This window comes from Janthinobacterium sp. HH102 (assembly GCF_001758625.2).
Lineage (GTDB): Bacteria > Pseudomonadota > Gammaproteobacteria > Burkholderiales > Burkholderiaceae_D > Janthinobacterium.
Genome location: NZ_CP062062.1, coordinates 3,048,248 through 3,074,002 on the forward strand (window position 1 = coordinate 3,048,248; position 25,755 = coordinate 3,074,002).

The 25,755-nt window shown below is 62.5% G+C and carries 18 protein-coding genes and 2 riboswitches; of the genes, 10 read left to right on the plus strand and 8 right to left on the minus strand.

The window, feature by feature from the left end:
• The first annotated feature begins 199 nt into the window (after window positions 1–199).
• The 3 genes from JAB4_RS14015 to JAB4_RS14025 all read left to right on the plus strand — a co-directional run bounded on the left by JAB4_RS14015 (window position 200) and on the right by JAB4_RS14025 (window position 4,326).
• Window positions 200–691: a chemotaxis protein CheW gene (locus JAB4_RS14015; RefSeq protein ID WP_034752308.1), complete on the plus strand. Its 492-nt coding sequence runs from the start codon at window positions 200–202 to the stop codon at window positions 689–691.
• A 281-nt stretch (window positions 692–972) separates the two neighbouring features.
• On the plus strand, window positions 973–2,607 hold the full coding sequence (locus JAB4_RS14020; RefSeq protein WP_070221539.1) for a methyl-accepting chemotaxis protein: 1,635 nt from the start codon (window positions 973–975) through the stop codon (window positions 2,605–2,607).
• A gap of 81 nt (window positions 2,608–2,688) precedes the next feature.
• The gene (locus tag JAB4_RS14025; RefSeq protein ID WP_070221538.1) at window positions 2,689–4,326 is read left to right on the plus strand and encodes a methyl-accepting chemotaxis protein; all 1,638 of its coding nucleotides are present in this window, start codon (window positions 2,689–2,691) and stop codon (window positions 4,324–4,326) included.
• Window positions 4,327–4,379: 53 nt separating this feature from the next.
• On the opposite strand, the gene JAB4_RS14030 is transcribed toward JAB4_RS14025, so the two are convergent.
• From JAB4_RS14030 to mgtA, 3 genes are read right to left on the minus strand one after another with little or no spacing between them, the layout of a single operon-like run.
• Window positions 4,380–4,892 carry a ribonuclease HI family protein gene (locus JAB4_RS14030; RefSeq protein WP_070221537.1) on the minus strand — a complete coding sequence of 171 codons (513 nt, stop codon included), beginning with the start codon at window positions 4,890–4,892 and terminating at the stop codon, window positions 4,380–4,382.
• Complete coding sequence (locus JAB4_RS14035; protein ID WP_070221536.1) at window positions 4,889–5,230, minus strand: hypothetical protein; 342 nt, start codon at window positions 5,228–5,230, stop codon at window positions 4,889–4,891. The genes JAB4_RS14030 and JAB4_RS14035 overlap by 4 nt, the downstream gene beginning before the upstream one ends.
• Window positions 5,231–5,266: 36 nt before the next feature.
• Window positions 5,267–7,951 (minus strand): magnesium-translocating P-type ATPase, encoded by a 2,685-nt coding sequence (gene mgtA, locus JAB4_RS14040; protein WP_070221535.1) that lies wholly within the window; start codon window positions 7,949–7,951, stop codon window positions 5,267–5,269.
• 515 nt (window positions 7,952–8,466) lie between these two features.
• Here mgtA and JAB4_RS14045 point away from each other — a divergent pair.
• Entirely contained in the window at window positions 8,467–8,820 is a 354-nt protein-coding gene (locus tag JAB4_RS14045) for a hypothetical protein (protein ID WP_139143612.1), read from the plus strand.
• A gap of 932 nt (window positions 8,821–9,752) precedes the next feature.
• Here JAB4_RS14045 and JAB4_RS14050 read toward each other — a convergent pair.
• Complete coding sequence (locus JAB4_RS14050) at window positions 9,753–10,361, minus strand: TetR/AcrR family transcriptional regulator (protein ID WP_070221534.1); 609 nt, start codon at window positions 10,359–10,361, stop codon at window positions 9,753–9,755.
• 25 nt (window positions 10,362–10,386) lie between these two features.
• Window positions 10,387–11,604, minus strand: coding sequence for a Bcr/CflA family efflux MFS transporter (locus tag JAB4_RS14055; RefSeq protein ID WP_070221579.1), 1,218 nt, complete (start codon window positions 11,602–11,604; stop codon window positions 10,387–10,389).
• Window positions 11,605–11,765: 161 nt separating this feature from the next.
• Here JAB4_RS14055 and JAB4_RS14060 point away from each other — a divergent pair, with 161 nt between their 5' ends.
• Window positions 11,766–11,924, plus strand: a complete 159-nt coding sequence (locus JAB4_RS14060) for a hypothetical protein (RefSeq protein WP_162995629.1) — start codon at window positions 11,766–11,768, stop codon at window positions 11,922–11,924.
• A gap of 157 nt (window positions 11,925–12,081) precedes the next feature.
• Here the strand turns inward: JAB4_RS14060 and gcvP are convergent, their stop codons facing one another.
• From gcvP to gcvT, 3 genes are all read right to left on the minus strand, one after another.
• The gene (gcvP, locus tag JAB4_RS14065; protein ID WP_070221533.1) at window positions 12,082–14,982 is read right to left on the minus strand and encodes an aminomethyl-transferring glycine dehydrogenase; all 2,901 of its coding nucleotides are present in this window, start codon (window positions 14,980–14,982) and stop codon (window positions 12,082–12,084) included.
• A 118-nt stretch (window positions 14,983–15,100) separates the two neighbouring features.
• Window positions 15,101–15,481 (minus strand): glycine cleavage system protein GcvH, encoded by a 381-nt coding sequence (gcvH, locus tag JAB4_RS14070; protein WP_070221532.1) that lies wholly within the window; start codon window positions 15,479–15,481, stop codon window positions 15,101–15,103.
• 73 nt (window positions 15,482–15,554) lie between these two features.
• Window positions 15,555–16,676 carry a glycine cleavage system aminomethyltransferase GcvT gene (gene gcvT / locus JAB4_RS14075; RefSeq protein ID WP_070221531.1) on the minus strand — a complete coding sequence of 374 codons (1,122 nt, stop codon included), beginning with the start codon at window positions 16,674–16,676 and terminating at the stop codon, window positions 15,555–15,557.
• Between the two features lie 74 nt (window positions 16,677–16,750).
• Window positions 16,751–16,856: riboswitch (glycine riboswitch) on the minus strand.
• Window positions 16,857–16,882: 26 nt separating this feature from the next.
• A riboswitch (glycine riboswitch) is annotated at window positions 16,883–16,969 on the minus strand.
• A 169-nt stretch (window positions 16,970–17,138) separates the two neighbouring features.
• Here gcvT and JAB4_RS14080 point away from each other — a divergent pair.
• The 5 genes from JAB4_RS14080 (at window position 17,139) to ligA (ending at window position 25,748) form a co-directional block, all read left to right on the plus strand.
• Window positions 17,139–17,711 carry an ATP-dependent Clp protease proteolytic subunit gene (locus JAB4_RS14080; protein ID WP_070221578.1) on the plus strand — a complete coding sequence of 191 codons (573 nt, stop codon included), beginning with the start codon at window positions 17,139–17,141 and terminating at the stop codon, window positions 17,709–17,711.
• 161 nt (window positions 17,712–17,872) lie between these two features.
• Complete coding sequence (locus JAB4_RS14085) at window positions 17,873–18,508, plus strand: phosphatase PAP2 family protein (protein ID WP_227742155.1); 636 nt, start codon at window positions 17,873–17,875, stop codon at window positions 18,506–18,508.
• Between the two features lie 183 nt (window positions 18,509–18,691).
• A complete protein-coding gene (smc, locus tag JAB4_RS14090; protein WP_071650209.1) occupies window positions 18,692–22,219 on the plus strand; it encodes a chromosome segregation protein SMC in 3,528 nt (1,175 codons plus the stop codon).
• On the plus strand, window positions 22,216–23,382 hold the full coding sequence (locus JAB4_RS14095; RefSeq protein ID WP_070221528.1) for a cell division protein ZipA C-terminal FtsZ-binding domain-containing protein: 1,167 nt from the start codon (window positions 22,216–22,218) through the stop codon (window positions 23,380–23,382). Before smc ends, JAB4_RS14095 begins: the two co-directional genes overlap by 4 nt.
• Window positions 23,383–23,396: 14 nt before the next feature.
• Window positions 23,397–25,748 (plus strand): NAD-dependent DNA ligase LigA, encoded by a 2,352-nt coding sequence (ligA, locus tag JAB4_RS14100; protein ID WP_070221527.1) that lies wholly within the window; start codon window positions 23,397–23,399, stop codon window positions 25,746–25,748.
• Window positions 25,749–25,755 lie beyond the last annotated feature (7 nt).

Here is a 25,755-nt window from a genome sequence, read left to right on the forward strand (position 1 = left end):
GGCGCCCAGGCGTGATGCTTTTGCTACAAAGTCAGATAATCGCGGTCCAGCGGAAACAACGATGCTCTTTTTTAGTGCACTGAAAATTTACATGCGGTAACATTGCCGTATTGCAATTTCAGTGCATTATTTAATAAATTCCCTATGGGCGTCCAAGATTGGTGATAGGCGCGTCCTGCGACATTTCTAAAGGATCATCATGAACACCAATTCCAGCGACACTGGCGCCACCGTTGCCAAGGCTGCCGAGTACCTGGCCTTTACCCTGGGCCAGGAAGAGTATGGCATCGACATCCAGAAAGTCAGCGAAATCCGCAGCTATGAAACGCCGACCCGCATCGCCAACGCCCCCGAGTTCGTCAAGGGCGTGGTCAACCTGCGCGGCATCATTGTGCCGATCGTCGACATGCGCATCAAGTTCAACCTGGGCACGCCCAGCTATGACCAGTTTACCGTCGTCATCATCCTCAATATCGGCAACCGCGTCGTCGGCATGGTCGTCGACCGCGTCTCCGACGTCACTACCCTGATGCCGGAACAGATCAAGCCGGCGCCGGACATGGGCCGTTCGATCAACACGGAATACGTGATCGGCCTGGGTACCATCGACGAGCGCATGCTGATCCTGGTCGACATTGACCAGCTGATGTCCAGCGCCGACATGGGCCTGATCGAAAAACTCGCAGCCTAGGCCGCCAGGAAAAGTCCGGGACGGCGTTGCATTGCCCCTGAACATTTCCCGACATCCTAATCCGAGAGGGTTTCTTAAAAACAATTGACTCTCGACATTGCTTGGTTTTTCTGCAAGGCGCACGCTAGCGCATTTCCTGGCGCACGGTTCCGCCGAACCGTGCGCCAGTTTCACTTCAGTTTCACTTTTACACCCGCCTTGACACCGCCGCCAGCCAGCGCGCCAAAGGGAAGCCATCAGCCGTGCGGCATGCTGGCATCAGGGCTTTTTAGGATAGTCACATGAATGTATTACGCAACGTCAGCATCGGTGTCCGCCTCGGACTCGGTTTTGCCGTGATTTTGCTGTTTTCCATGCTCATTACGGGCATCAGCGTCTGGCGCCTGCACGACGTGGCCAGCGCCACGCGCGTCATGATGGAGCAGCCGCTGGCGAAGGAACGCTATATTTCCGACTGGTATGGCCGCATCGACAGCGCCGTGCGCCGCACCATCGCCATTGCCCGCAGCAGCGATACCTCGCTCAGCGGTTATTTCGCCGAAGAATCGAAAGTCTCGTCGGCCAGCTCGGCCGAGCTGCAAAAGAAAATCGAGGCCTTGATCGACAAGCCCGAGGAAAAAGCCATGTTCGCGGGCTTGCTGGAGCAGCGCAAGGTGTACATCGGTTCGCGCGACCAGGTCTACAAGCTCAAGGGTGAAGCGCAGGTCGATGCCGCCAATGAAGTGTTTGAAAAGACCTTCGTGCCGGCCGCCGCCAAGTACCAGAAGATGGTGCAGGACTTGCTGGAACACCAGCGCGCCAGCATCGACACGACGGCGCGCGAGATCGACGCCGTCGCCAATACCAGCCGCAACCTGATGCTGGTGCTGGCCGCGCTGGCGCTGGCTTTTGGCGTTGTCTGTGCCTGGGTCTTGACGACGGGCATCGTGCGCCCCCTGCGCACGGCCGTGGATATCGCCCGCAAGGTGGCCGATGGCGACTTGACGGCGCAGATCGACGCCAGCGCCAAGGATGAAACGGGGCAATTGCTGCAGGCGTTGAAGGACATGAACACGAGCCTGCTCAACATCGTTGGCGAAGTGCGCAGCGGCACGGACAGCATCGCCACGTCCTCGACGCAGATTGCCGCCGGCAACCAGGACCTGTCTTCCCGCACGGAAGAGCAGGCCGGTTCCCTGGAAGAGACGGCGTCTTCGATGGAAGAGCTCACTTCCACCGTGAAACAGAATGCGGACAATGCGCGCCAGGCGAACCAGTTGGCGGCGTCGGCCGCGCAAGTGGCCGTCAAGGGCGGCGAAGTCGTGGCGCAAGTGGTGGGCACGATGGAATCGATCAATGCGTCGTCGAACAAGATCGTCGACATCATCAGCGTCATCGATGGCATCGCCTTCCAGACGAATATCCTGGCGCTGAACGCGGCCGTGGAAGCGGCCCGTGCAGGCGAGCAGGGCCGCGGCTTTGCCGTCGTGGCGTCCGAAGTGCGCAACCTGGCGCAGCGCTCGGCCAGCGCCGCGAAAGAAATCAAAACCCTGATCGGCGCGTCCGTCGAGCAAGTCAACGCGGGCAGCATGCTGGTGGCGCAAGCCGGTTCGACCATGAACGATATCGTCGACAGCGTGCAGCGCGTGAGCGACATCATCACGGAAATTACGGCCGCGAGCAGCGAGCAAAGCGTGGGCATCGACGAAATCAACCGGGCCATCGGCCAGATGGATGCCGTCACGCAGCAAAATGCGGCGCTGGTGGAAGAATCGGCGGCCGCCGCCGAATCGATGCAGCACCAGGCGCACAACCTGGCGCAGGTCGTCAGCGTGTTCAAGCTCAACGGCCAGCAGGCCAGCGGTGCGAACGGTGTAACACAAGCGCTGAAACGCCCGGCAGCGCCGCAAACCACCTTGCGCATCGGCACGCGCTGATGCCGCTGCGGCCGCCCCGTGCGGCCGCTTTCTGCTGTCCCCCTTTTATATAGTCTGGTTCCGCTTTTTTAGGATATTCACATGAATTTGTTAAGAAACGTCAGTATTGGTGTGCGCCTCGGCCTGGGTTTTGCCGTGATTTTGCTGTTTTCCATGCTCATCACGGGCATCAGCGTGTGGCGTTTGCACGACGTGGCCACGGCCACGCGCACCATGATGGAACTCCCGCTGGCGAAGGAACGCTATATTTCCGACTGGTATTCCAAGATCGATAGCGGCGTGCGCCGCACCACGGCCATCGCGCGCAGCAGCGACACGACCTTGGGCGCGTATTTTGCGGAAGAGGCGAAACAGTCGTCCGTCGTCTCGGGCGAACTGCAAAAGAAAATCGAAGCCTTGATTTCCAGCCCGGAAGAAAAGGAACTGTTCCGCCTGGTGAGCGAACAGCGCAAGGTTTACCTCGATTCACGCGCGCAAGTATCGAAGCTGAAGGCGGATGGACAGGAAGCGGAAGCGGAGAAGGCTTTCCAGGGTATCTTCGTGCCCGGTTCGACGAAATACCTGAAAGTGGTCAACGACATGCTGCAGCACCAGCGCGCCAGCATCGACACGACGGCGCGCGAGATCGACGATGTCGCCAAGACGAGCCGCAACTTGCTGCTGACCCTGGCCGTGCTGGCGCTGGGCTTTGGCGTCGTCTGCGCCTGGTTGCTGACGATGGGCATCGTGCGTCCCCTGCGCACGGCCGTGGACATTGCCCGCAAGGTGGCCGATGGCGACTTGACGGCGCAGATCGATGCCAGCGCCAAGGATGAAACGGGGCAATTGCTGCAAGCGTTGAAGGACATGAACACGAGCCTGCTCAACATCGTCAGCGAAGTGCGTACGGGCACGGACAGCATTGCGACCTCGTCGACGGAAATTGCCGCCGGCAACCAGGACCTGTCTTCCCGCACGGAAGAGCAAGCCGGTTCCCTGGAAGAGACGGCGTCCTCGATGGAAGAATTGACCAGCACCGTGAAGCAGAATGCGGACAATGCGCGCCAGGCGAACCAGTTGGCGGCATCGGCGGCGCAAGTGGCCGTCAAGGGCGGCGAAGTCGTGGCGCAAGTGGTGGGCACGATGGAATCGATCAATGCGTCGTCGAACAAGATCGTCGACATCATTTCCGTCATCGACGGCATCGCCTTCCAGACGAATATTCTGGCGCTGAACGCGGCCGTGGAAGCGGCCAGGGCCGGCGAGCAGGGCCGCGGCTTTGCCGTGGTGGCCTCGGAAGTGCGCAACCTGGCGCAGCGCTCGGCCAGCGCCGCGAAAGAGATCAAGACCCTGATCGGCGCGTCCGTCGAGCAAGTCAACGCGGGCAGCATGCTGGTGGCGCAGGCAGGCTCGACCATGAACGACATCGTCGACAGCGTGCAGCGCGTGAGCGACATCATCACGGAAATCACGGCGGCCAGCAGCGAGCAAAGCGTGGGCATCGACGAGATCAACCGCGCCATCGGCCAGATGGATGCCGTCACGCAACAGAATGCGGCGCTGGTGGAAGAATCGGCGGCGGCCGCCGAATCGATGCAGCACCAGGCGCACAACCTGGCGCAGGTGGTCAGCGTGTTCAAATTGAATGGGCAGCAGGCCAGTGTCAGCGGCTTGAAGGGGGCCAAGCGTCCGGCAGCCAAGGCGCCAGCAGAAGCATTGCAGCTCGGCCGCGCCGCCTAAGTTGCTTACCCAGTAACGGCTGGGGTCGTACCCTGAGGGTACGACCCTGGTATTCAAGCCTCTGGGGTGAAGCTTGCGATCGCCAGCTGCGACAGCCGGTCCGCCTCGCCATTGCGGTGGCGCGGCAGCCAGCGCAAGCTCACATCCGTGAATTGTTTCAGCAGGGCCACTACGGTGGCCCTCTGCGTTTCCAGCCCCTTGGCGCCGACCGGCGTCGTCCCCAGCACATCATTGATCACCACCTGACTGTCACCGTACAGCAGCAGTTGCACGGGCGGCGGGCGCACGCCGAGTGCCGCCTGCAGCACGGCCGTCAGGGCCGCATACTCCGCGTCGCTGCTGCTGCCATAACCGGCCGCTTCGCTCACTTCGATGCGTTCGCCATGCGGTCCCAGCAGCAGGGCGCCTATGCCCAGCTTGCCAGGGTTCGGGTGGGCGGACCCGTCGAACCAGCCGCGCCAGGCCAGCGGCCCGCCATGGTCCTGGCGCTTGAGCGCCAGCTGTGCGCGGCGCGCCTGCATCCTGGCTTCCTTGCGCAGTTTGCGCGCCTCTGCTTCCGCCGTCATGGCTTGATCAGGAAGGTGTCGATGAGGCTGCCGATCCAGCACGCCACCAGCACACACACGGCCACCGTCATGGCGGGGCCGTCGTTGGCGGAGAGGGCCTCCACTTTTTCCATGATCAGCTGCACGTCGAGGGGCAGGGCGCCGCTGTCGATCTGTGCCATAACCTGGTCTAACCGTGCCATGATCTGGCGCACTATGATCGCCAGCGCAACCAGGGCCGGCACGAGGAAGAGGCAGCCACGGGCCTTGCGTTGCAAGACAAAATGCCCGCTGCCGGGGAAGACGAGGGCCGACAGCAGCAGGGCGAGATGACGTTTGGAAAGGGAGGAGCCGCTCATGCGTGCCTTTTGTAGGGGAAAGAGCGGCTCATCATACTATTGCCAGCCGAATTTGCGCAGATACACGCGTTTCATGAACGTCGTCAGCACGGTGTAGCAGACGAGGATGCCCAGCAGCCATGGGAAATAGCCCAACGGCAAGGCTTGCAGCTTGAAGTAGGTCGCCAGCGGTCCCATCGGCAGGAACACGCCCACAGCCATGATGACGGTGGTGGCCACCAGCAGGGGCACGGACGCGATGCTGTCGATGAAGGGCAGCTTGGGTGTGCGGATCAGGTGCACGATCAGCGTCTGCGTCAGCAAGCCGACGACGAACCAGCCGGACTGGAACAGGGTCTGTTGTTCCGGCGTATTCGCGCCGAACACATGCCACATCAGGATAAACGTGCTGATGTCGAAGATCGAGCTGATGGGCCCGAAGAACACCATGAAGCGGCCGATGTCGCGCGGGTTCCAGGTCAAAGGCTGCTGGATCAGCTCGGCGTCGACATTGTCGAACGGGATGGCGATCTGCGACACGTCATACAGCAGGTTTTGCACCAGCAAGTGCAGCGGCAGCATGGGCAAGAACGGCAAAAAGGCGCTGGCCACCAGCACGGAAAACACATTGCCGAAGTTCGAGCTGGCCGTCATGCGGATGTATTTGAGCATGTTGCTGAAGGTGCGCCGGCCTTCCAGCACGCCTTCTTCCAGCACCATCAGGCTTTTTTCCAGCAGGATGATGTCGGCCGCTTCCTTAGCGATATCGACGGCCGAGTCGACGGAAATACCGATGTCGGCCGCGCGCAGGGCGGGCGCGTCGTTGATGCCGTCGCCCATGAAGCCGACGATATGGCCGTTGCCGCGCAGGGCGCGCACGAGGCGTTCCTTGTGCAGCGGGCTGAGCTTGGCAAACACGGTATTCTCTTCCGCAGCGCGGGCCAAAGTGGCGTCGTCCATGTCGTCCAGTTGCGGGCCTTGCAGCACGCCGTGCACGGCCAGGCCCACTTCGCGGCAAATCTTCGCCGTCACCAGGTGGTTGTCTCCCGTCAATACTTTCACGGTGACGCCATGTTCCGCCAGCGCGCGAAGGGCGGGCGCCGTCGATTCCTTCGGCGGATCAAGAAACGCCACATAGCCGATCAGGGTCAGCGCCGTTTCATCGGCCACGCCGTACACGGTCTTATGGGGCGGCACTTCCTTGACGGCCACGGCCACTACGCGCAATCCTTCCGCGTTGAGGCCATGCGTGGTTTCCAGTACCTTGTCCAGCAGCGCGGCATCGAGCGGAATGTTGACGCCGCCGAGGCGCAGATGGCTGCAGGCGGCGAGGATTTCCTCGACGGCGCCCTTGCAGATCAGTTCATGGTGGTCATTCTTTTCAGAGACGACAACGGACATGCGGCGGCGCACGAAATCGAAGGGGATTTCATCGACTTTCACGTAATCGCGGGCCAGTTGCATTTCCGTCTGCAATTCCACATGGTCGAGCACGGCGCGGTCGAGCAGGTTTTTCAGGCCGGTCTGGTAGTGGCTGTTCAGGTAGGCGAATTGCAGTACTTCATCGGACGGCTGGCCGAACACGTCCGTATGGCGTTCCAGCACGATCTTGTCCTGAGTCAAGGTGCCCGTTTTATCTGTGCACAGCACGTCCATGGCGCCGAAGTTCTGGATCGCATCCAGGCGCTTCACGACGACTTTCTTTTTCGACAGTTTCACGGCGCCCTTGGCCAGGGTGCTGGTGACGATCATGGGCAGCATTTCCGGCGTCAGGCCCACGGCGACGGACAGGGCGAACAGGAACGCTTCCATCCAGTCGCCCTTGGTCCAGCCATTGATCAGGAACACGAGCGGCGCCATCACGAGGGCGAAGCGGATCAAGAGCCAGCTGACGCTGTTCACGCCCGCCTCGAACGCCGTGGGCGTGCGCTCGGTGGCCGTCACTCGCGTGGCGATGGTGCCGAAATAGGTGCGGTTTCCCGTGGCCAATACCAGCGCCGTGGCCGCGCCGGAGATTACATTCGTGCCCATGAACAGCAGATTGGCCAGTTCCATCGGGTCTTTGCCATGGGCGTCGGCCAGCTCTGCCATCTTTTCCACGGGCAGGGATTCGCCCGTCATGGCGGCCTGGCTGACGAACAGGTCTTTCGCGGACAGCAGCCGGCAGTCGGCGGGGATCATGTCGCCGGCCGACAGCACGATGATGTCGCCCTGTACCAGCTGGCGGATGGGCAGCTCAATCTGCTGGCCATTGCGCAGCACGGTGGCGGTATTGCTGACCATGGCTTTCAGGCGTTCGGCGGCGCGGTTCGAGCGGCCTTCCTGCACGAAACGCAGCAGGGTTGATAAAATCACCATGGTGCCGATGACGATGGTCGCCTTCGGGTCTTCCGTCAGGTAGGACACGATGGCCAGCACGGTGAGCAGCAGGTTGAACGGATTCTTGTAGCACAGCCACAGGTGCTGGTACCAGGCCAGCGGTTTCTCATGTTCGACCTCGTTCGGCCCCGTCTGCGCGCCGATGACTTGCGCCTCGGCATCGCGCAAGCCTTCCAGGCGCGTGTGCAGGCGGTTCAGGGCGCTGTCCAGGTCTTCATGGGCGGCGGCCAGCAGCTGGCGCGCCAGGTGGTCGGGCACGGGCCGGGCCGTGCTGTTTTCCAGCGGCATGGCGCGGCGCCGGAAGTTGCCGGCCGTATGGCGCTTGCGCAGGAACGATTCGAATAAGCGGGTGAAGAGATTCATGGCTCTTCCTTTCACGACGAGGTGTTGACGGGCGGCGCAGCCGCAGGCAAGACTTGCGTGCCGCCAAGACACAATCGTGCTGGCGGGCAATCCGGGTCAGTAGCCGGTCGCGATCGGAAAGAGGGGGGGGGAGAGGCGCGCAGCCGGAGTGGCCGCGCGAGACACCGCACCTTGCTCAGCAAGGCACGGAGGAAAGAGCGTTCCGCGTTGCTTGCTGCTTAGCTGCCGAGGCAATCACCGATACAAGATCGGCTACTGTCACTAGAACAAGTACCCACGTGGGACTCCGTAAATGAATAATGGGGGCATCTTATGGATGGGCTGCGAGGGTGTCAACTGAAGAAATCTTAGGTTTCCAAAGTGTAATGTGGGTGTGGGTGTTGTTTTGGCCGGACGCGGCCATTCGCGTTGCTGTGACAATGTGTGATCCTTTCTGCTTGGCAATCCGTTATGCTCGGGTACGCTGATGGGCTGTAAATAGCCATGGTGAACACGATGCAAATACAGAAAAACACATGTCTATGGAATTCATCGTTGGGGCAGTCATAGCGGGACTTGTTGTCATGTTCTTTGCCGGCAAGCACTTTTCAAAAAAACTGCCCAAAGAAACACATTTCGAATGTGCCCGTTGCGGCACGCTTGCACGCCATACCGATCGCACCATCGACGCCTGGCGCAACAACAAAACCACATTCTTTTGCCAGTCCTGTCATCTCAAATGGGTGCGTGCCAGGGCGCCGCGCGAGTGTGAGCGTAGCGCTTCCCCTGCAGGATCCAGACCTGGAGCGAGATCAGGTTGCCTTGGCGTTGTTGTGTTGTTTGCCGTCGTTCCGCTGGCTGGCTTTCTACTGGTGTATGCCTATGCCTGACCCATTTTTGGCGTGGCGCGCCTCGCCAAAAAACTATCGTTCCCTGCCAGTTTCCACGCTGCTGCTGCTCCGCATGCGTAGAAACCCGTGGATGCCTGTTTTACGGCAAGCACTATTGGCAGCGACGGACGACTTTCGCCCCATTGTGTTGAGAAAGTCGAGCGGCAATGATTTCCAGAGGCTTCCGGCCGCCAGGCAGCCGGTGATCGTTCACCGGCGGCGGTACAGGCCAGGCTGGGCTGGCAGGATATTGATCTAAGGGTCTACCTGTCTGAGTTTTTCAACATCATAGGGCGTGACCGGCCAACGATAGCAAGCGGCCAGGAGCAGTCGTTCGAAGCGAAACTTGAGTAACTAAAATCAATGATAAAAATTATGGAATCTCAAATACAACTTCAGTTGGGACAGAAAATTTCCCGCATTTCCTTATTTTTTTTTCGCGTCAATTTTCTTTGGCTGCGCCTTTGCTCCTGACGTTGTACCGGCTAATGTAAGGTTTTTTTCCTTGGCTCTATCGGCATTATTTTATTGTGTGGGAAGCAATAAGTCTGCCTTGATTTCACCGACGAAGAGCCTGCAATGGAAGTTCATGCCGCCGATACCACGAGCTTTGTTTCTCGCTTTTTTTCAGTTGCTAGTATTGTCGGCTGTGATGATGCATCCTGGATGCTTAAATTGCCACGATTTCACTAGACACTGCTGAACTGCTCATAAGCTCTGGCTGGGCGACAGTTGCAAACAGTAAGCAATGCATGCAACGGGGCGGAGCCTGCCAACGACGGAAAACGGCGCACGCGGAACTTCGCATGCGAAAAATCCGGCAGCAAGCCGCACCACATTTGAAGGTGGCAAACCGCTGCTTCCGAAGAGTCGATGGCGGCTTGTGTCAGACCTGGTTGTCGGTTCAGCGTGTGACAGTTAGCTATACCGCATCAGGCCGGTTGCGCCGCCATCGCCAGCGAATCGGACAATATCTGCCACAGCGCCGCATGGCGCTGCTGCAGCGCGGCGCCGCCCGCGTAGATCAGCTCCACATGCAGGCTGTCGACGATGCCCAGGTAGGCTTGCGCATACAGGTCGATGCGCGCGGCCGGCAACGCTGGCGCGCAGCGGCCCAGGCTGGCCACGTAGTGCCGCTGCAATTGCGCCAGCAAGGCTTCGTAGCCCGTGCCCACTTCCACGCGCAGGGTGGCGGGCGGCAGGTACGCCGTGCGCAGCAAAAAGCGCAGATGGGCCGAATCTCCGTAGCGTTGGGCCATGCGGTCGCAGTACAGGGCGCCGGCCAGCTGGCCGCCCGGTGCCGCCAGCGCCGCCTCGTCGGCAAAGCAGGCGTCCATGAAGGCTTGCTCTTCGGCCAGTGCGTCGGCAAACACGTCAAGGAAGAGGGCGTCCTTGCCGGTGAAGTGCGAGTACAGCGAAGCCTTGCGCATGCCTGCCTGCGCGGCGATATCGCTGAGGGACGAGGCATCGTAGCCGTGTTCGGAAAAGTGCACGACGGCAACGGCACAGATGTTATCGGCCGAGGCCGAGCGTTTCTTCATATGAGGGTAGTAGTTGTGTGAAGCGTCAGTGCGCTCCCAGGCTGTTGGCGTGTGCCGGATGGACGCGCGCAGTGGCCAGAGTCAGCCATGATACCAGCAGGCCGGCCACCGTCAAGAACAGCAGCCAGGGCAGCGGCCCCCGTTCGGACAGGCCGGCCGCCAGCGGCGTGGCCAGCGACGACAAGGTCATCTGGATGGCGCCCAGCAGGGCGGCCGTGGAACCGAGCGCACGCTGTTGCGAACCCATGGCCATGGCCATCAGCGCCGCTTCCGCGATGCCCAGGCCACACAGGGACGCGAACATGCCGGGCACGACGGCGGCGATGCCGAAGCCTGCCCAGGCACCCAGCAGGGCCAGTCCCGCGCCGCCCAGCATGGCCACGCTGCCCGCCACGCTCAAGCGCGCCACGCCATGGCGGCTTACCAGGCGGCCGCTGGCCATGGCACCGAGCAGCACGGCCACGCCCGTCGCGCCGAACACGAGGCCGAAACTGCCGGCGGACAGGCCGAAATCGCGCTGGTACACGAGCGACGCGCCGCCGATATACGCAAACAGGAAAAAGAAGGCGGCCGACAGGGCCAGCGCGGGCAGCAGGAAGGCGCGGTCCAGGGCGATGCCCGCATACGTGCGGTGCATGCCTTTCGGCGATACACGCTGCTTCGGCGGCAAGGTTTCCTGCAAGAACAGCGCGCTATTAAGCAGGGTCAAGGCGCCCAGCGCGGCCAGGGCCAGCATCACGGCGCGCCAGCCGTAGTAAGAATCGAGCAAGCCGCCCACGGCGGGCGCCAGCACGGGCGCCAGGCCCACGATGGTCATCAACAGGGCAAACAGCTGCGCCGCTTTAACCCCATCGGCCACGTCGCGCACCATGCTCATCACCACGACCAGGGTCAGCGCCGCGCCCAGGCCTTGCACCGTCCGCGCCAGCAGCAGGGTGCTCAATTGATCCGCCTGCGACGCCCACACGGCCGCCATGATGTAGACGGCGATACCGGCCAAGAGCGGACGGCGCCGGCCCAGCATGTCCGTCAGCGGCCCGCACAGCAGCTGCCCGCCGCCCAGGGCCAGCAGGAAGACGGTCAGGCTCAGCTGCACGTTCGCATACGAAGTGTGCAGTTCGCGCGCCATGGCGGGCATCGACGCGAGGTACATATCGATGCCGGCCGGACCGAGCACGGCCACGAGGGCCAGGGAAGCCGCCAGCCCGAGACTGGCGGCGGGGAGAGTGGTTTGCTGCTGCATTGTGCTTCCTTCATCGTTCAAAAACACGGCATGGACATCGCCGTGTTTTTTATTGTACACTTACTGCCTACCGGTAGGTAGCTTGCTCAATCAATGAAAAGGATGGGGACGATGAAAAAGGAAACCATGACGGATGCGTTGCATCCGCAGGGAGGGCTGGCATGACGGAAGTGGGCATTTCACTCAGCGGCGTGGCCGTGGCCTTGCTGTTTGCCGCCTGGAGTTCGCACCGCACGCGCTGCGAGCGGCGCGATGTCGTGTTGCTGACGATGCTGGGCACCGCCCTGGGATTGCCGGGCGCGGCCTTGCTGGCGTTGTAGGTCGGATTAGCGCAGCGTAATCCGACGTCACCATATACGCCAACCATGTTGTCGGATTACGGCCCTTCGGGCCTAATCCGACCTACGATAAAAAAAAGCAGGCCGCGTGGCCTGCCTTTCTATCGCTGGCACGCCCGCCTAAGCGGGCGCGTGGCGCTTACTCTTCCTCGTACGAGCTGATCGGTGCGCAACCGCAGAACAGGTTGCGGTCGCCGTATACGTTGTCGGCGCGGCCGACCGGCGGCCAGTATTTGCGCTGACGCAGGGAAGCGACGGGGTAGGCCGCAATTTCACGGCTGTACTTGCGTTCCCAGTTGTCCGACATCAATACCTGTGCCGTGTGCGGCGCGTTTTTCAGCGGGTTGTCGTCGTGGTCGAATTCGCCGCTGGCGACCTTGGCGATTTCCGCGCGGATGGCGATCATGGCGTCGATGAAGCGGTCGATTTCGACTTTCGATTCGCTTTCCGTCGGCTCGATCATCAGGGTGCCCGGCACGGGGAAGCTCATGGTCGGCGCATGGAAACCGAAGTCCATCAGGCGCTTGGCCACGTCTTCATTGCTGATGCCGGTGGCGTCCGTGATCGGGCGCAGGTCCAGGATGCACTCGTGCGCGACCAGGCCGTCGTGGCCCGAGTACAGCACCGGGTAGTGCGGCGCCAGGCGGCGCGCGATGTAGTTCGCCGCCAGAATCGCCGTCTCGGTCGCTGCCGTCAAGCCTTCCGCGCCCATCATGGCGATGTACATCCACGAAATCGGCAGGATGCTGGCCGAGCCGAATGGCGCGGCGCTGACGGCGCCGATGCCGGCCGCGTCGCGCTGGTAGCCCGACGAACGCTGGTTCGGCAGGAATTTCGCCAGGTGGGCGCCGACGCCGATCGGGCCCACGCCTGGTCCGCCGCCGCCGTGCGGGATGCAGAAGGTCTTGTGCAGGTTCAGGTGCGACACGTCGCCCCCAAAACTGCCGGGAGCGGCCACGCCGACCAGCGCATTCATGTTGGCGCCGTCGATGTAGACCTGGCCGCCGTGCGAGTGGATGATCTCGCACAGTTCCTGGATGCCTTCTTCAAACACGCCGTGGGTGGATGGGTAGGTGACCATCACGCAGGCCAGGTTGGCGCTGTGCTTTTCCGCCTTGGCTTTCAGGTCGGCCAGGTCCACGTTGCCGTTGGCGTCGCAGCTGGTGACGACGACCTGCATGCCGACCATGTTGGCCGATGCGGGGTTGGTGCCGTGCGCCGACGATGGAATCAGACAGATGTTGCGGTGGCCTTCGCCGCGCGACTCGTGGTAGGCCTTGATCACCAGCAGACCCGCGTATTCGCCCTGCGAGCCGGCGTTCGGCTGCAGCGAGACGGCCGCGTAGCCCGTCAAGGCGCACAGCATCTCTTCCAGTTGCGCGATCATTTCGCGGTAGCCGACCGTTTGCGCGTCGGGGGCGAACGGGTGGATGTTCGAGAACTCGGGCCAGGTGACGGGAATCATTTCGCTCGTCGCGTTCAGCTTCATGGTGCACGAACCGAGCGGGATCATGGTGCGGTCCAGCGCCAGGTCCTTGTCGGCCAGGCTGCGCAGGTAGCGCAGCATTTCGTGTTCCGAGTGGTAGCTGTTGAAGACGGGGTGCGTCAGGTAGGCGCTCTCGCGCGCCAGCTGCGCCGGCAGCGCGCTGGTCACCGCCGCTTCGACGGCGTCCAGGTCAGGCGCGGCAGGCGCGTTGGCCAGGCCGTGCGCGAACACCTTCCACAGCAGCGCGATGTCGTCGCGCGTGGTGGTTTCGTCGAGCGACACGCCCACATGGGTATTGTCGATCTTGCGCAGGTTGACACCGTGGTGCATGGCCGTCGCGTGCAGCTGCGCCGCATCGGCCACATTGATGGTCAGGGTGTCGAAGTAAGTCGCGTTGACGACGCCGTAGCCCAGGGTCTTCAGGTTGGCGGCCAGCACGCCCGTAAAGCGGTGCACGCGCTGGGCGATCTGCAGCAGGCCGGCAGGGCCGTGGTAGACGGCGTACATCGAGGCCATCACGGCCAGCAGCACTTGCGCCGTGCAGATATTCGACGTCGCTTTTTCGCGGCGGATGTGCTGTTCGCGCGTTTGCAGGGCCAAACGGTACGCCTTGTTGCCTTGCGCATCGACGGTCACGCCCACCAGGCGGCCCGACATATTGCGCTTGAATTCATCGCGCGTGGACAAATAGCCCGCGTGCGGGCCGCCGAAACCGAGCGGCACGCCGAAGCGCTGGCTGTTGCCGACGACGACGTCGGCGCCCCATTCGCCCGGTGGCGTGAGCATGGTCAGGGCCAGCAGGTCGGCCGCGACGATGACCATGGCACCATTCGCGTGCAGCTTTTCCACGCCGGCGCGGTAGTCGCGCACGACACCGTTTACGCCAGGGTATTGCAGCAGCACGCCGAAGCAGGCGTCCAGCGACTCGATTTCGGCCGGGTCGAAGGTGCGCACTTCGATGCCGATCGGCTGGGCGCGCGTCTGCACCACTTCCAGTGTTTGCGGCAGCACGTCATTGGCGACGTACAGCACGTTCGATTTCGACTTGCCCACGCGCTGGATCAGGGTCATCGCTTCGGCGGCGGCCGTGCCTTCGTCCAGCATCGAGGCGTTCGAGATGCCCATGCCGGTCAGGTCCGTGATCACTTGCTGGAAGTTCAGAATCGCTTCCAGGCGGCCTTGCGAAATCTCGGGCTGGTAAGGCGTGTACGCCGTGTACCAGGCCGGGTTTTCAAAGATGTTGCGCAGCACGACGCCTGGCGTAAACGTGTTGTAATAGCCCTGGCCGATCAGGGACTTCAATACCTGGTTCTTGCCGGCGATGGCTTTCAGGCGCGACAGGGCTTCCTGTTCCGGCATCGGCTGCGAGTACGCGCCCAGGGGCAGGGCACCCTTGTTGCGGATGTTGGCCGGTACCAGGGCGTCGATCAGCGCGGCGCGCGATGGATAGCCGAGGGTCGCCAGCATGGCTTGCTGTTCGGTGGCGGAAGGGCCGATGTGGCGGGCGATGAAGGCATCGCGTGCTTCGAGTTGGGTCAGGCTGGTGCGGGTCATGATATAGAGGCCAAAAAAGACTGAAAAACCGGGAGGCGGCGCGCGGGCGCGGCGGCGGGGTATCGCTACAAAATTAAATGCAAACGGGCCGCAAACGCGGCCCGTGAGTCAAACGCGATTACGCGCTGGTGGTGGCGCCATAGGCGGCGGCGTCGAGCAAGCCGTCCAGGGCCGACACGTCGGCTGGCTTGATCTTGAACAGCCAGTTGGCGTAGGCGTCGGCGTTGATCGATTCAGGCGAGTTGACGACGTCGTCGTTGACGGCCACGACTTCGCCGGCGATCGGCGCGTAGATGTCGCTCGCTGCCTTGACCGATTCCACCACGGCGGCGTCGTCGCCGGCGCCGTAGCTGTTGCCCACGGTTGGCAGTTCGACGAAGACGATATCGCCCAGCGCGTCCTGCGCGTACTCGGTGATGCCGACGGTGATGGTGCCGTCGCCTTCAAGGCGTACCCATTCGTGGGAAGCGGTGTACTTCAGGTCTGCAGGAATGTTCATGTGTGGCTCCAGATGGTAAGTGTTCGTTATTGATTATGGTTGTACGGTCTTGCGGGCGGCTCTATAAATACGCTTACGCAGCCAGGATTTTACCGTTACGCACGAAAGGCAGCTTGACGACGGAAGCGGCCAGCTGCTTGCCACGGATTTCCACGTGCACGGTGTCGCCCACGGCCACGCCGTTGGGCACGCGCGCGAGAGCAATGGCTTCCTGCATCGTCGGGCTGAAGGTGCCGCTGGTGATTTCACCGGCGGCGTCGCTGCCGGCGATGATGACTTTCTGGTGCGCGCGCAGCACGCCGCCTTTTTCGCGCAGGATCAGGCCCACGAATTGCGCGTTCTGGCCCTTGGCCAGCAGGGCGGCCTTGCCGATGAAGTCGCGCTCGCTGACCAGGTCGATGGTCCACGCCAGGCCCGCGTCGAGCGGGTTGACGCTTTCGTCCATGTCCTGGCCGTACAGATTCATGCCTGCTTCCAGGCGCAGGGTGTCGCGCGCACCGAGGCCGGCCGGCTTGACGCCTGCGGCAGCCAGGGCGTTCCACAGCGCTTCCACCTGGGTGGCGGCCACGCCGATTTCAAAGCCGTCTTCGCCCGTGTAGCCGGTACGCGCCAGCATGACTTCGCCGAAGGCCGTATCCTTGACGATGACGACGTTGAACGGCTTGATGGCTTCGGACGCGGCTTGCGTTTCCGGCAGCACTTGCCACACCTTGGCGCGCGCGTTCGGGCCTTGCACGGCCACCAGGGCCATCGGATTGTTGGCATTGCGGCGCTCGGTAATCGTCAGGCCGCTGTTGGTGTTGGTGTTTTGCTGCTGCATCCAGGCTACGTCTTTTTCAGCCGTGCCCGCGTTGACGACGAGGCGGAACCAGTTTTCGTTGAAGAAGTAGACGATCAGGTCATCGATGACGGTACCTTCGGCATTCAACATGCACGAGTACAGCGCCTTGCCCGACACTTGCAGCTTGTCGACGTTGTTGGCCAGCAAGCCGCGCAGGAAGGCGCGCACGTTCGGGCCCTCGATATCGACCACGCACATATGGGACACGTCGAACATGCCGGCGTCGCCGCGCACGGCGTTGTGTTCTTCGATTTGCGAGCCGTAGTTGACAGGCATGTCCCAGCCGCCGAAATCGACCATGCGGGCGCCGAGGGCACGGTGGGCGTTGTTGAGTGGGGTCGCTTTGAGCGTCATGGATTCCTCGGGACGAAGGTAAAGGGGAAGTTAACAAAACATAGAATAGCCAAACACGGCTTTCCAGCGTGATCACTGACCCCCCTGTCCTTTGTACCTGAGAGATTACGGGGGCTTGCCCCGTGCGCCCCTTCGGTGGGCCGCCGGCATGTGCCGCGGCCGCTCTCCAGAGTTGAGCTGTAGTGTCGCCAAAGCAACAGCTTCAGTCCGCCTGATCGGTCCTTTTGCCTGAGAGTTTTTGGGTAGTGCCCCTTCGGCGGCAACGCTGGGTTGCCCTCTCCCGATCAAGTGGGAGGAATATATGCCAGCGGGGTGTTTCTGTCAATCTGTAAAGACGTTGCCAAATTGCAGCAAAAGCCCCGGTTTGCGGGGCTGGCGAGGGGAATGTTCCGCTGCAAAAGGGCGCCCGGGCGCGCGGGAATGCGCTATGATGAAATCCTGGCTTTCTTGCGGGTGCCTGCCATGAACACTACACAAAGCGAGACGCAAAACAACACCGAGCAGCACGGTTACTTTACCCTCTCGGGCGACGTCAACAGCGACATGGTGCGGCGCGTCTTCAATGCCGCTGCCGACATCACGGAAGACAAGCTCACCACCGCGCACATCCTGATCCAGTCCAACGGCGGCTATGTCAGCGATGGCATCTGTCTGTACAACTTCCTCAGCAAGTTGCCGCTCGACATCATCACCTACAACGCGGGCGCCGTGGCGTCCATCGCCGTCACCCTGTTCCTGGCGGGGCGGCACCGCCATGCCAGCGACACGGCCCGTTTCATGGTGCACAAGTCGCATGCGACCGCCTCGCCCGGTTCGCGCCCCGATGCGCTCAGCATCATCGTCGAGGGCTTGCGCGCCGACGACATGCGCACCGAGCGCATCCTGCGCGGCCACGTCAAGCTGACGGACGAGCAGTGGCAGGTGCACGCATATTCGGACCTGCACCTGACGGCCGACCAGGCGCTGGAAGTGGGCATGGTCGAATCGATCCGCGACTTTGCGCCGCCCAAGGGCAAGCGCCTGACGAATATCTGACGCGCCGCCGGTGCGGCATCCGCGAGATATTTTCGTATGGCAATTTCTGAGATGGAAATTGTAATGGAATGTAATTCTTCTCCGTAGTTGATGAAAACCCGGGCGCAAGCAGGGCCAGTCGTGGCATAGTGCACGCTGATCATGAAATAAGCGTAGGCACGATGACTTGGTGGAATGGGATTTCTTTTGCGGCCGACATGTCCGTCATGGGGCCGGCTGGCGTGGCGATTGCTCTGTGGCTGCTCGTGTCGCGCCAGTGGCGGCTGGTACTCAGCTGGAGCTTGTGGTACGGCGGCGGCCTGGCCCTCGTGGTGCTGTCGAAGCTGGCCTTCATGAGTTGGGGCGTGGGCAGCAGCACGCTCGATTTTACCGGTTTCAGCGGCCACGCCATGCGCGCCGGCGCCGTGTTTCCCGTGCTGATGTATGTGCTGCTGCAGCGGGCCGAACCGCGCTGGCGCCATGCCGGCGTGCTGGTCGGCGTGGCCTTTGCCGTGCTGGTGGCCATTTCCCGCGTGGTCGTGCATGCGCACAGCGTGTCCGAAGCCGTCAGCGGCTGCGTGCTGGGCCTGGCGCTGGCGCTGGGTTTCATGTGGAGCGCCCGTGGCGCCGTGAATTTTGCCGTCAGCCATGCGCTGGCCCTGGCCAGCCTGGCGCTGATGGTGGTGCTGAGCTTCAAGGCGGAGCCCATGCCGACCGAACAATGGCTGCAAAAACTGGCCCTGGTGCTGTCCGGCCATGAGCGCGTTTTTTCCCGCGCGGACTGGAAACTGGCGCAGGATGGCCGTCCTGCCCCCTGATCCGCTGCCGGCAGGCACCTGGCGCGACGGTTTTTTGGCCAGAAAAGCATCAGGAAATGGTATGATGAACCACTTTTTTGCGGCGAGCGGCCAGGCTGCCGTCGCGATGCGGCATCTGAACTGAACATGAACCGGGTTCACCCATAATATAACCGCCAGCATAGGCCAGGAACTCTAAAACACGTGCGTCTCTCTTCCATCAAGTTGTCGGGATTTAAGTCTTTCGTCGATCCCACCAATTTTCAGGTGCCAGGCCAGCTCGTGGGCGTGGTCGGGCCGAATGGCTGCGGCAAGTCGAACATCATCGACGCCGTGCGCTGGGTGCTGGGCGAATCGAAAGCGTCCGAATTGCGCGGCGAATCGATGCAGGACGTCATTTTCAACGGCTCCACGCACCGCAAGCCGGCTGGCCGCGCCTCGGTCGAGCTGGTGTTCGATAACAACGATGGCAAGGCGTCCGGCCAGTGGGGCCAGTACGCCGAGATCGCCGTCAAGCGCACCTTGACGCGCGACGGCACCTCCACCTATTACATCAATGGCCAGCCCGTGCGCCGGCGCGACATCCAGGATATCTTCCTCGGCACGGGCCTCGGTCCGCGCGCCTACGCCATCATCGGCCAGGGCATGATTTCGCGCATCATCGAATCGCGCCCCGAAGAATTGCGCGTGTTCCTGGAAGAAGCGGCCGGCGTATCGAAATACAAGGAACGCCGCCGCGAGACGGAAAACCGCTTGCAGGACACGCGCGAGAATTTGCTGCGCGTGGAAGACATCTTGCGCGAGCTCAATGCCAACCTGGAAAAGCTGGAAGCGCAGGCGGCCGTGGCCACGCGTTTCCACGCCTTGCAGGCGGACCAGGAAGAAAAGCAGAAACTGTTGTGGCTGCTGCGCAAGAACGAGGCGCAAAACGAGCAGACGCGCTATTTCCGCGAAGTGGAACAGGCGCAGACGGACCTGGAAGAGCAGACGGCCAAGCTGCGCAACGTGGAACTGACCCTGGAGCAGATGCGCCAGGCGCACTTTGCCGTGGGCGACCGGCTGCATACGGCGCAAGGCCATCTGTACCAGACGAATGCGGAAATCGGCAGCCTGGAAGCGCAGATCAAGTTCGTCATCGAATCGCGCGCCCGCCTGCAGGCCCAGCTGGCCACCCTGACGGCCCAGCGCGACCAGTGGACGCAACAGGGTAGCGAATACCAGGAACAGATCGAAGAGGCGGAGTTCCACCTCGAGGAACTGGCGGCCAAGGTGGAACAGTCGCAAATGATGGCCGAGCAGAAGGGCGAGCAATTGCCCGAGCTGGACGCGGCCTGGCGCGCCGCGCAAAACAAGAGCACGGAATCGCGCGCGCGGATTATGCAGGCCCAGCAGCAGCTGGAACTGGAATCGGCGCACCAGCGCAATGCATCGAACATCCTGGCCAGCCTGTTGACGCGCCGCGAGCGGCTGCAGCAGGAAAAGAACAGCCTGAGTTTGCCCGATAGCAGCCACCTGGAAAACCTGAAACTGCAGCTGGAAGAAAAGCAGCAAACCCTGGAAGAGCAGGGTTTCTACCTGGAAGAAGCGCTGGAGCAGCAGCCGAAGCTGGAGCAGGAGCGGGCCGAGGCGCAGGCGCAAGTCAATGCCGAGACGGCCGCCAACGCCCAGCTGGAAGCGCGTCTTTCTGCTTTGAAACAATTGCAGGAACGGGTGCAGACGCAGGGCAAGGTCCAGCCGTGGCTGAAAAAGCACGAACTCGACACCTTGCCCCGTCTGTGGCAAAAGCTGCAGATCGAAGCGGGCTGGGAAGCGGCCATGGAGTCGATCCTGCGCGAGCGTACGTCGGCCCTGCAACTGTCGAATATCGACTGGGCCAAGGCTTTCTTTGCGGACGCGCCGCCGGCCAAGCTGGCCCTGTACGCGCCATCGACCGTGGCGCCGCTGCCGTTGCCGGATGTGCCAGGCCTGAAACCGTTTTTGAACTTGTTGAAACTCAACGATCCCGGCTTGCGCGGCTTGCTGCAGGATTGGCTGTACAACGCCTACGCCGTGGAAGACGCGGCCGAGGCGCTGGCCGAACGGGCGAAATTGCCGCCGGGCGGCTATTTCGTCACGCGCGCCGGCCACGTGGTCACGGCCACCAGCGTGCGCTTCTATGCGGCCGATTCGGAGCAGGAAGGCATGCTGGGCCGCCAGCAGGAAATCGAGAATATCGGCAAGCAGCTGCGCGCCCAGCAACTGCTGGCCGAAGAGGCGCGCGCCCGTTCCGTGCGGGCCGACGCCGCCGTGGCGACGCTCACGCGCAACCTGTCCGACTTGCGCCTGCGCATACAGCAGCTCACTTCCTCCGTGCATACCCTGCAACTGGACGTGGTGAAACTGTCGGAAGTGGAAGCGCGCTTCAACCAGCGCAGCACGCAGATCGGCGCCGACCTGGCGGAAATCGCCGCGCAGGAAGCGGAGCAGCAGCAGATCAAGGCCGAATCGGAAGAGAAATTCGAACAGCTGGACATGGAACTGGGCAACTTGCAGGAAGCGCACGAAGACGGCCACACGGATTTCCTGCAGAAGGAACAGCGGCTGGCCGAGGCGCGCGAAGCCTTGCGCGACCTGGAGCGGGCCGCCAAGGATACGGAATACGCGGAAAAAGCCCACCGCGCGAAGATCGAGGAATTGCGCCGCAATATCGCCACGGCCAGTACGCAGGCCCAGCAAGTGACGGAAAGCCTGGAAGCTGGTCAGCAGGAACTGGCCAGCCTGGAAAGCGGCGCGGCCGCCGACGGCTTGCAGGATCTGCTCGAGCGCCGCACGACGCAGGAGCGGGCGCTGGCCGACGCGCGCCATGAACTCGATCAAATTACGCAGCAGCTGCGCCTGTCCGAAGATGCGCGCACGCAATCGGAACGCAGCCTGCAGCCGCAGCGCGACAAGATCATGGAAATGCAGCTCAAGGAACAGGCCGCGCGCCTGAACCAGGAGCAATTCGCCCAGCAACTGCTGGAGTCGGGCGCCGACGAGGCCGCCCTGACGGAAAAACTGCATCCGGATATGCGTCCATCGTATCTGCAGGGCGAAGTCACGCGCCTGACCAATGCCATCACGTCCTTGGGGGCCGTCAACCTGGCCGCGCTGGACGAACTGGCGCAGGCGTCGGAGCGCAAGAATTTCCTCGACGCGCAGAACGCCGACCTGACGGAAGCGATCAACACGCTGGAAGACGCGATCCACAAGATCGACAAGGAAACGCGCGACTTGCTGCAAGACACGTTCGACAAGGTCAACCACCACTTTTCCGAGCTGTTCCCCATCCTGTTCGGCGGGGGACAGGCTAGGCTGACCATGACGGGCGACGAGATTCTCGATTCCGGTGTACAAGTCATGGCGCAGCCTCCCGGCAAGAAAAATGCCACCATCCACCTGTTGTCCGGTGGAGAGAAGGCGCTGACCGCGACCGCATTGGTGTTTTCCATGTTCCGCCTGAATCCGGCGCCGTTCTGCCTGCTCGACGAAGTCGATGCACCGCTGGACGATTCGAACACGGAACGCTTCTGCCGCATGGTCAAGCGCATGTCCGACCAGACCCAATTCCTTTTCATTTCGCATAACAAGATTGCGATGGAAATGGCCCATCAATTGATCGGTGTGACGATGCAGGAGCAGGGCGTATCGCGCATCGTGGCGGTGGACATGGAGTCCGCCGCAAATTTTGCAACCGAGGCACAAGCAGCATGACAGACCTTCAAATTACCTTGTTCGGCGCCGGCGGCGTTTTTATCGTCGGCGTTTTCTCGTACAACAAATGGCAGGAATACAAGGCCAAGAAAAGCGTGGAGCGGGCTTTTTCCACCGACCACGATGACGTGCTGATGCGCGAGGGCGACGCCCCTGCGGTGGAAGCCCAGGAACCCGTCTTGCGTCAGGAACCGCGCTTTGACGCCGCGCCCGCCGCCAAGGCCGAACCGTCGTTCGGCGCGCCGCCCGCTAGCGCCGTGCCCGAAGCCCCCGTGCATGCGGAACCGTCGCTCGGCGATGCCGGCGTGGAAGCGCCTGCTGCCGTGGCCGCGCCGCTGCAGCAGGAAGTGAGCGCCGCCAGCGAACAGGCGACCAGCCTGGTCGACCCGCTGATCGATTGCCTGCTGCCTTTGTCGCTGGAAGCGCCCGTGCGCGGCGACAAGATCCTGCCCGTGCTGCAAACCCTGCGCCTGGTGGGCAACAAGCCCGTCCACTTCATCGGCTTGCACGTGAATGGCGACTGGGAACCGATCACGCATGGCGGTGTCTACACCAAGATGCAGGGCGGCGTACAGCTGGCCAGCCGCAGCACGGCCCTGAATGAACTCGAATACTCGGAACTGGTCACGCGCCTGCGCGGCGTTGCCGACGAGATCGGCGCCGAGCCGGAAGTGCCCGACATGATGGAAGTGATGGCCGAAGCGCGCAATCTGCACCGTTTCGTCGCCGGTCACGACGCCCAGCTGGGCGTGAACCTGCATACAAATGGCGCGCCATGGGCCATTTCCACCTTGCTGTTCGCGTTGGAAAAGCAGGGCTTCGACGTGCGTCCGGACGGCCGTTTCGTCATGCCCGACGGCGAAGGCAGTTATCTGTTCTCGCTGTCGACGAATGTCACCCTGGCCGAGGAAACCACGCCCCGTTTGACACTGCTGCTGGACGTGCCCTGCGTGGCGCCCGCGCGCGACGGTTTCGGCGCCATGGTCGCCTGCGCCAAGGCGCTGGTGGGCCGCCTCGACGCGACCATCGTCGACGATTACAACCAGGCCTTGTCCGATGCGGCGCTGGCCGAGATCGCCGGCCAGGTGCAAGAGTTTTACCAGGAAATGGATGCGGCCGACATTCCGGCCGGTTCCACCCGCGCCCTGCGTTTATTTAGCTGAAGAATCCCGCAACAATGACTGATCCGATCAACCAGGACGCCGCCGCTCGCGTCCTGGCACTCACGGCCGAACTCAACCGGCATCTGCACGCCTACCACGTGCTCGACAATCCCACCATCCCCGACGCCGAGTACGACAAGCTGTTCGTCGAACTGCAAACGCTGGAAGCGGCCCATCCCGACTTGCGTACGCCCGATTCGCCCACCTTGCGCGTGGGCGCGGCGCCCCTGCCGCAATTCGAGCAAGTCACGCACACGGTGCCGATGCTGTCGCTGAACAATGGTTTCACCGATGACGATATCATCAACTTCGACCGCCGCGTGCGCGAAGGCCTGGACCTTGATGGTACGGATGTCGACTATGCTGCCGAAGTGAAATTCGACGGCCTGGCCATCAACCTGCGCTATGAGCGCGGCCTGTTCGTGCAGGCGGCCACGCGCGGCGATGGCGCCACGGGCGAGGACGTGACGGCGAATATCCGCACCATTTCCGGCATCCCGCTGCGCTTGCATGGCGACAAGATTCCAGCCGTGCTCGACGTGCGCGGCGAAGTGATGATGTTCAAGGGCGATTTTGCCCGCCTGAACGAACGCCAGCGCGAAGCGGGGCAGAAGGAATTCGCCAACCCCCGCAATGCGGCGGCCGGCAGCCTGCGCCAGCTCGATTCGCGCATCACGGCGCAGCGCAAGCTGCGTTTCTATGCCTACGGCATCGGTGCGCTGGAAGGCGCCGCCATGCCGGTGTCGCACTCGGCCTTGCTGGACTGGTACGAAACCCTGGGCATCCCCGTGTCCAAGGAGCGCAAGGTGGTGCAGGGCGCGCAGGGCTTGCTTGCCTACTACGCCGATATCGGCGCGCGCCGGCCCTCCTTGCCGTATGAAATCGACGGCGTCGTCTACAAGGTGAACGCGACGGAAGACCAGCAGGAGCTGGGTTTTGTGTCGCGCGCGCCGCGTTTTGCGCTGGCGCACAAGTTCCCCGCCGAAGAAGCGCTGACGCAAGTGCTGGGCATCGATATCCAGGTGGGCCGCACGGGCGCCATGACGCCCGTGGCGCGCCTGGCGCCCGTGTCCGTGGGCGGTGTGACGGTGACCAACGCCACCTTGCACAATGAAGACGAAGTGCTGCGCAAGGATGTGCGCGTGGGCGATACCGTCATCGTGCGCCGCGCCGGCGACGTGATTCCGGAAGTGCTGAGCGTGGTGCTGGAAAAACGCTTGGCGCCGGCGCCGCTGCCGTTCAAGATGCTGGAAGCGTGCCCCGTGTGCGGCTCGCACGTGGTGCGCGAAGAGGGCGAGGCCATCGCCCGCTGCTCGGGCGGCCTGTTCTGCTCGGCACAGCGCAAGGAGGCTTTCCGTCATTTCGCGGGCCGCCGCATGATGGATATCGAAGGTCTGGGGGAACGTTATATCGATACCCTGGTCGAACTCGAATACGTGCATGGCCTGGCTGACCTGTACAGCCTGACCCTGGATAAATTGCTGGAAATGAAGCTGCGCGCCGACGAGCGCGACGGTTCGACGCCGGAAACAGTGCAACAAGGCAAGATTCCCACCAAGTGGGCGGAAAATCTGCTGGCAGGCATCGAAGCGAGCAAGCGCCCGCCGCTCGAGCGTTTCCTGTTTGCGCTGGGCATCCGCCACGTGGGCGAATCGACGGCCAAGACCCTGGCCGAGTGGTTGGGCAGTCTCGATTATGTGCGCCGGGCGCCGGCCGCCTTGCTGCGCGTGCTGCCCGACATCGGCGGCACAGTGGCCGAGTCGATTGCCGATTTCTTTGCCGAAGAAAAGAACCAGCAGGCGTTGCAGGCATTGCTGGACGCTGGTGTCACGCCGCAGGGCGAACACGCGCCCAGCGCCAAGCTGCGCGCGCAGCTCGAACAAACCACCTTGCTGGCCGCCATCGGTATTCCGAAGCTGACGGAGCCGCGCAGCAAACAGCTGGTGGAGCGGGGCGTGACCCTGGCCAGTCTGGCGGCGCAGGGTGCCAGCTTCCACGCGGGCTTGCCCGCCGCCGTGGCCGAAGCGCTGGCGCAATGGCTGGCCGATGAGGGCAATGTCAAGCTGCTTGGTCAACTGGACGCGCTACGAAATGAATTACTGTCACAATTGCCTGAAATGCCAGCTGCTGGCGGCAAACTGGACGGCAAGACCTTTGTTTTGACGGGCACTTTGCCCAACATGAGCCGCGACGAGGCTGCGGAGTTGATCGAGGCGGCCGGCGGCAAGGTCAGCGGTTCCGTGTCGAAGAAAACCGCTTACGTCGTGGCCGGTTCGGACGCCGGCAGCAAGCTGGCCAAGGCGCAGGAGCTGGGTGTGGCCATACTCGACGAGGCTGGTCTGCTGACCCTGTTGGCGCAAGACTAATCATTCA

Excerpts from the sequence above, each read along its gene's own strand:
- JAB4_RS14015 (WP_034752308.1), top strand. The coding sequence starts at position 200 with ATGAACACCAATTCCAGCGACACTGGCGCCACCGTTGCCAAGGCTGCC.
- JAB4_RS14020 (WP_070221539.1), top strand. The coding sequence starts at position 973 with ATGAATGTATTACGCAACGTCAGCATCGGTGTCCGCCTCGGACTCGGT.
- JAB4_RS14025 (WP_070221538.1), top strand. The coding sequence starts at position 2,689 with ATGAATTTGTTAAGAAACGTCAGTATTGGTGTGCGCCTCGGCCTGGGT.
- JAB4_RS14030 (WP_070221537.1), bottom strand. The coding sequence starts at position 4,892 with ATGACGGCGGAAGCAGAGGCGCGCAAACTGCGCAAGGAAGCCAGGATG.
- JAB4_RS14035 (WP_070221536.1), bottom strand. The coding sequence starts at position 5,230 with ATGAGCGGCTCCTCCCTTTCCAAACGTCATCTCGCCCTGCTGCTGTCG.
- mgtA (WP_070221535.1), bottom strand. The coding sequence starts at position 7,951 with ATGAATCTCTTCACCCGCTTATTCGAATCGTTCCTGCGCAAGCGCCAT.
- JAB4_RS14045 (WP_139143612.1), top strand. The coding sequence starts at position 8,467 with ATGTCTATGGAATTCATCGTTGGGGCAGTCATAGCGGGACTTGTTGTC.
- JAB4_RS14050 (WP_070221534.1), bottom strand. The coding sequence starts at position 10,361 with ATGAAGAAACGCTCGGCCTCGGCCGATAACATCTGTGCCGTTGCCGTC.
- JAB4_RS14055 (WP_070221579.1), bottom strand. The coding sequence starts at position 11,604 with ATGCAGCAGCAAACCACTCTCCCCGCCGCCAGTCTCGGGCTGGCGGCT.
- JAB4_RS14060 (WP_162995629.1), top strand. The coding sequence starts at position 11,766 with ATGACGGAAGTGGGCATTTCACTCAGCGGCGTGGCCGTGGCCTTGCTG.
- gcvP (WP_070221533.1), bottom strand. The coding sequence starts at position 14,982 with ATGACCCGCACCAGCCTGACCCAACTCGAAGCACGCGATGCCTTCATC.
- gcvH (WP_070221532.1), bottom strand. The coding sequence starts at position 15,481 with ATGAACATTCCTGCAGACCTGAAGTACACCGCTTCCCACGAATGGGTA.
- gcvT (WP_070221531.1), bottom strand. The coding sequence starts at position 16,676 with ATGACGCTCAAAGCGACCCCACTCAACAACGCCCACCGTGCCCTCGGC.
- JAB4_RS14080 (WP_070221578.1), top strand. The coding sequence starts at position 17,139 with ATGAACACTACACAAAGCGAGACGCAAAACAACACCGAGCAGCACGGT.
- JAB4_RS14085 (WP_227742155.1), top strand. The coding sequence starts at position 17,873 with ATGACTTGGTGGAATGGGATTTCTTTTGCGGCCGACATGTCCGTCATG.
- JAB4_RS14095 (WP_070221528.1), top strand. The coding sequence starts at position 22,216 with ATGACAGACCTTCAAATTACCTTGTTCGGCGCCGGCGGCGTTTTTATC.
- ligA (WP_070221527.1), top strand. The coding sequence starts at position 23,397 with ATGACTGATCCGATCAACCAGGACGCCGCCGCTCGCGTCCTGGCACTC.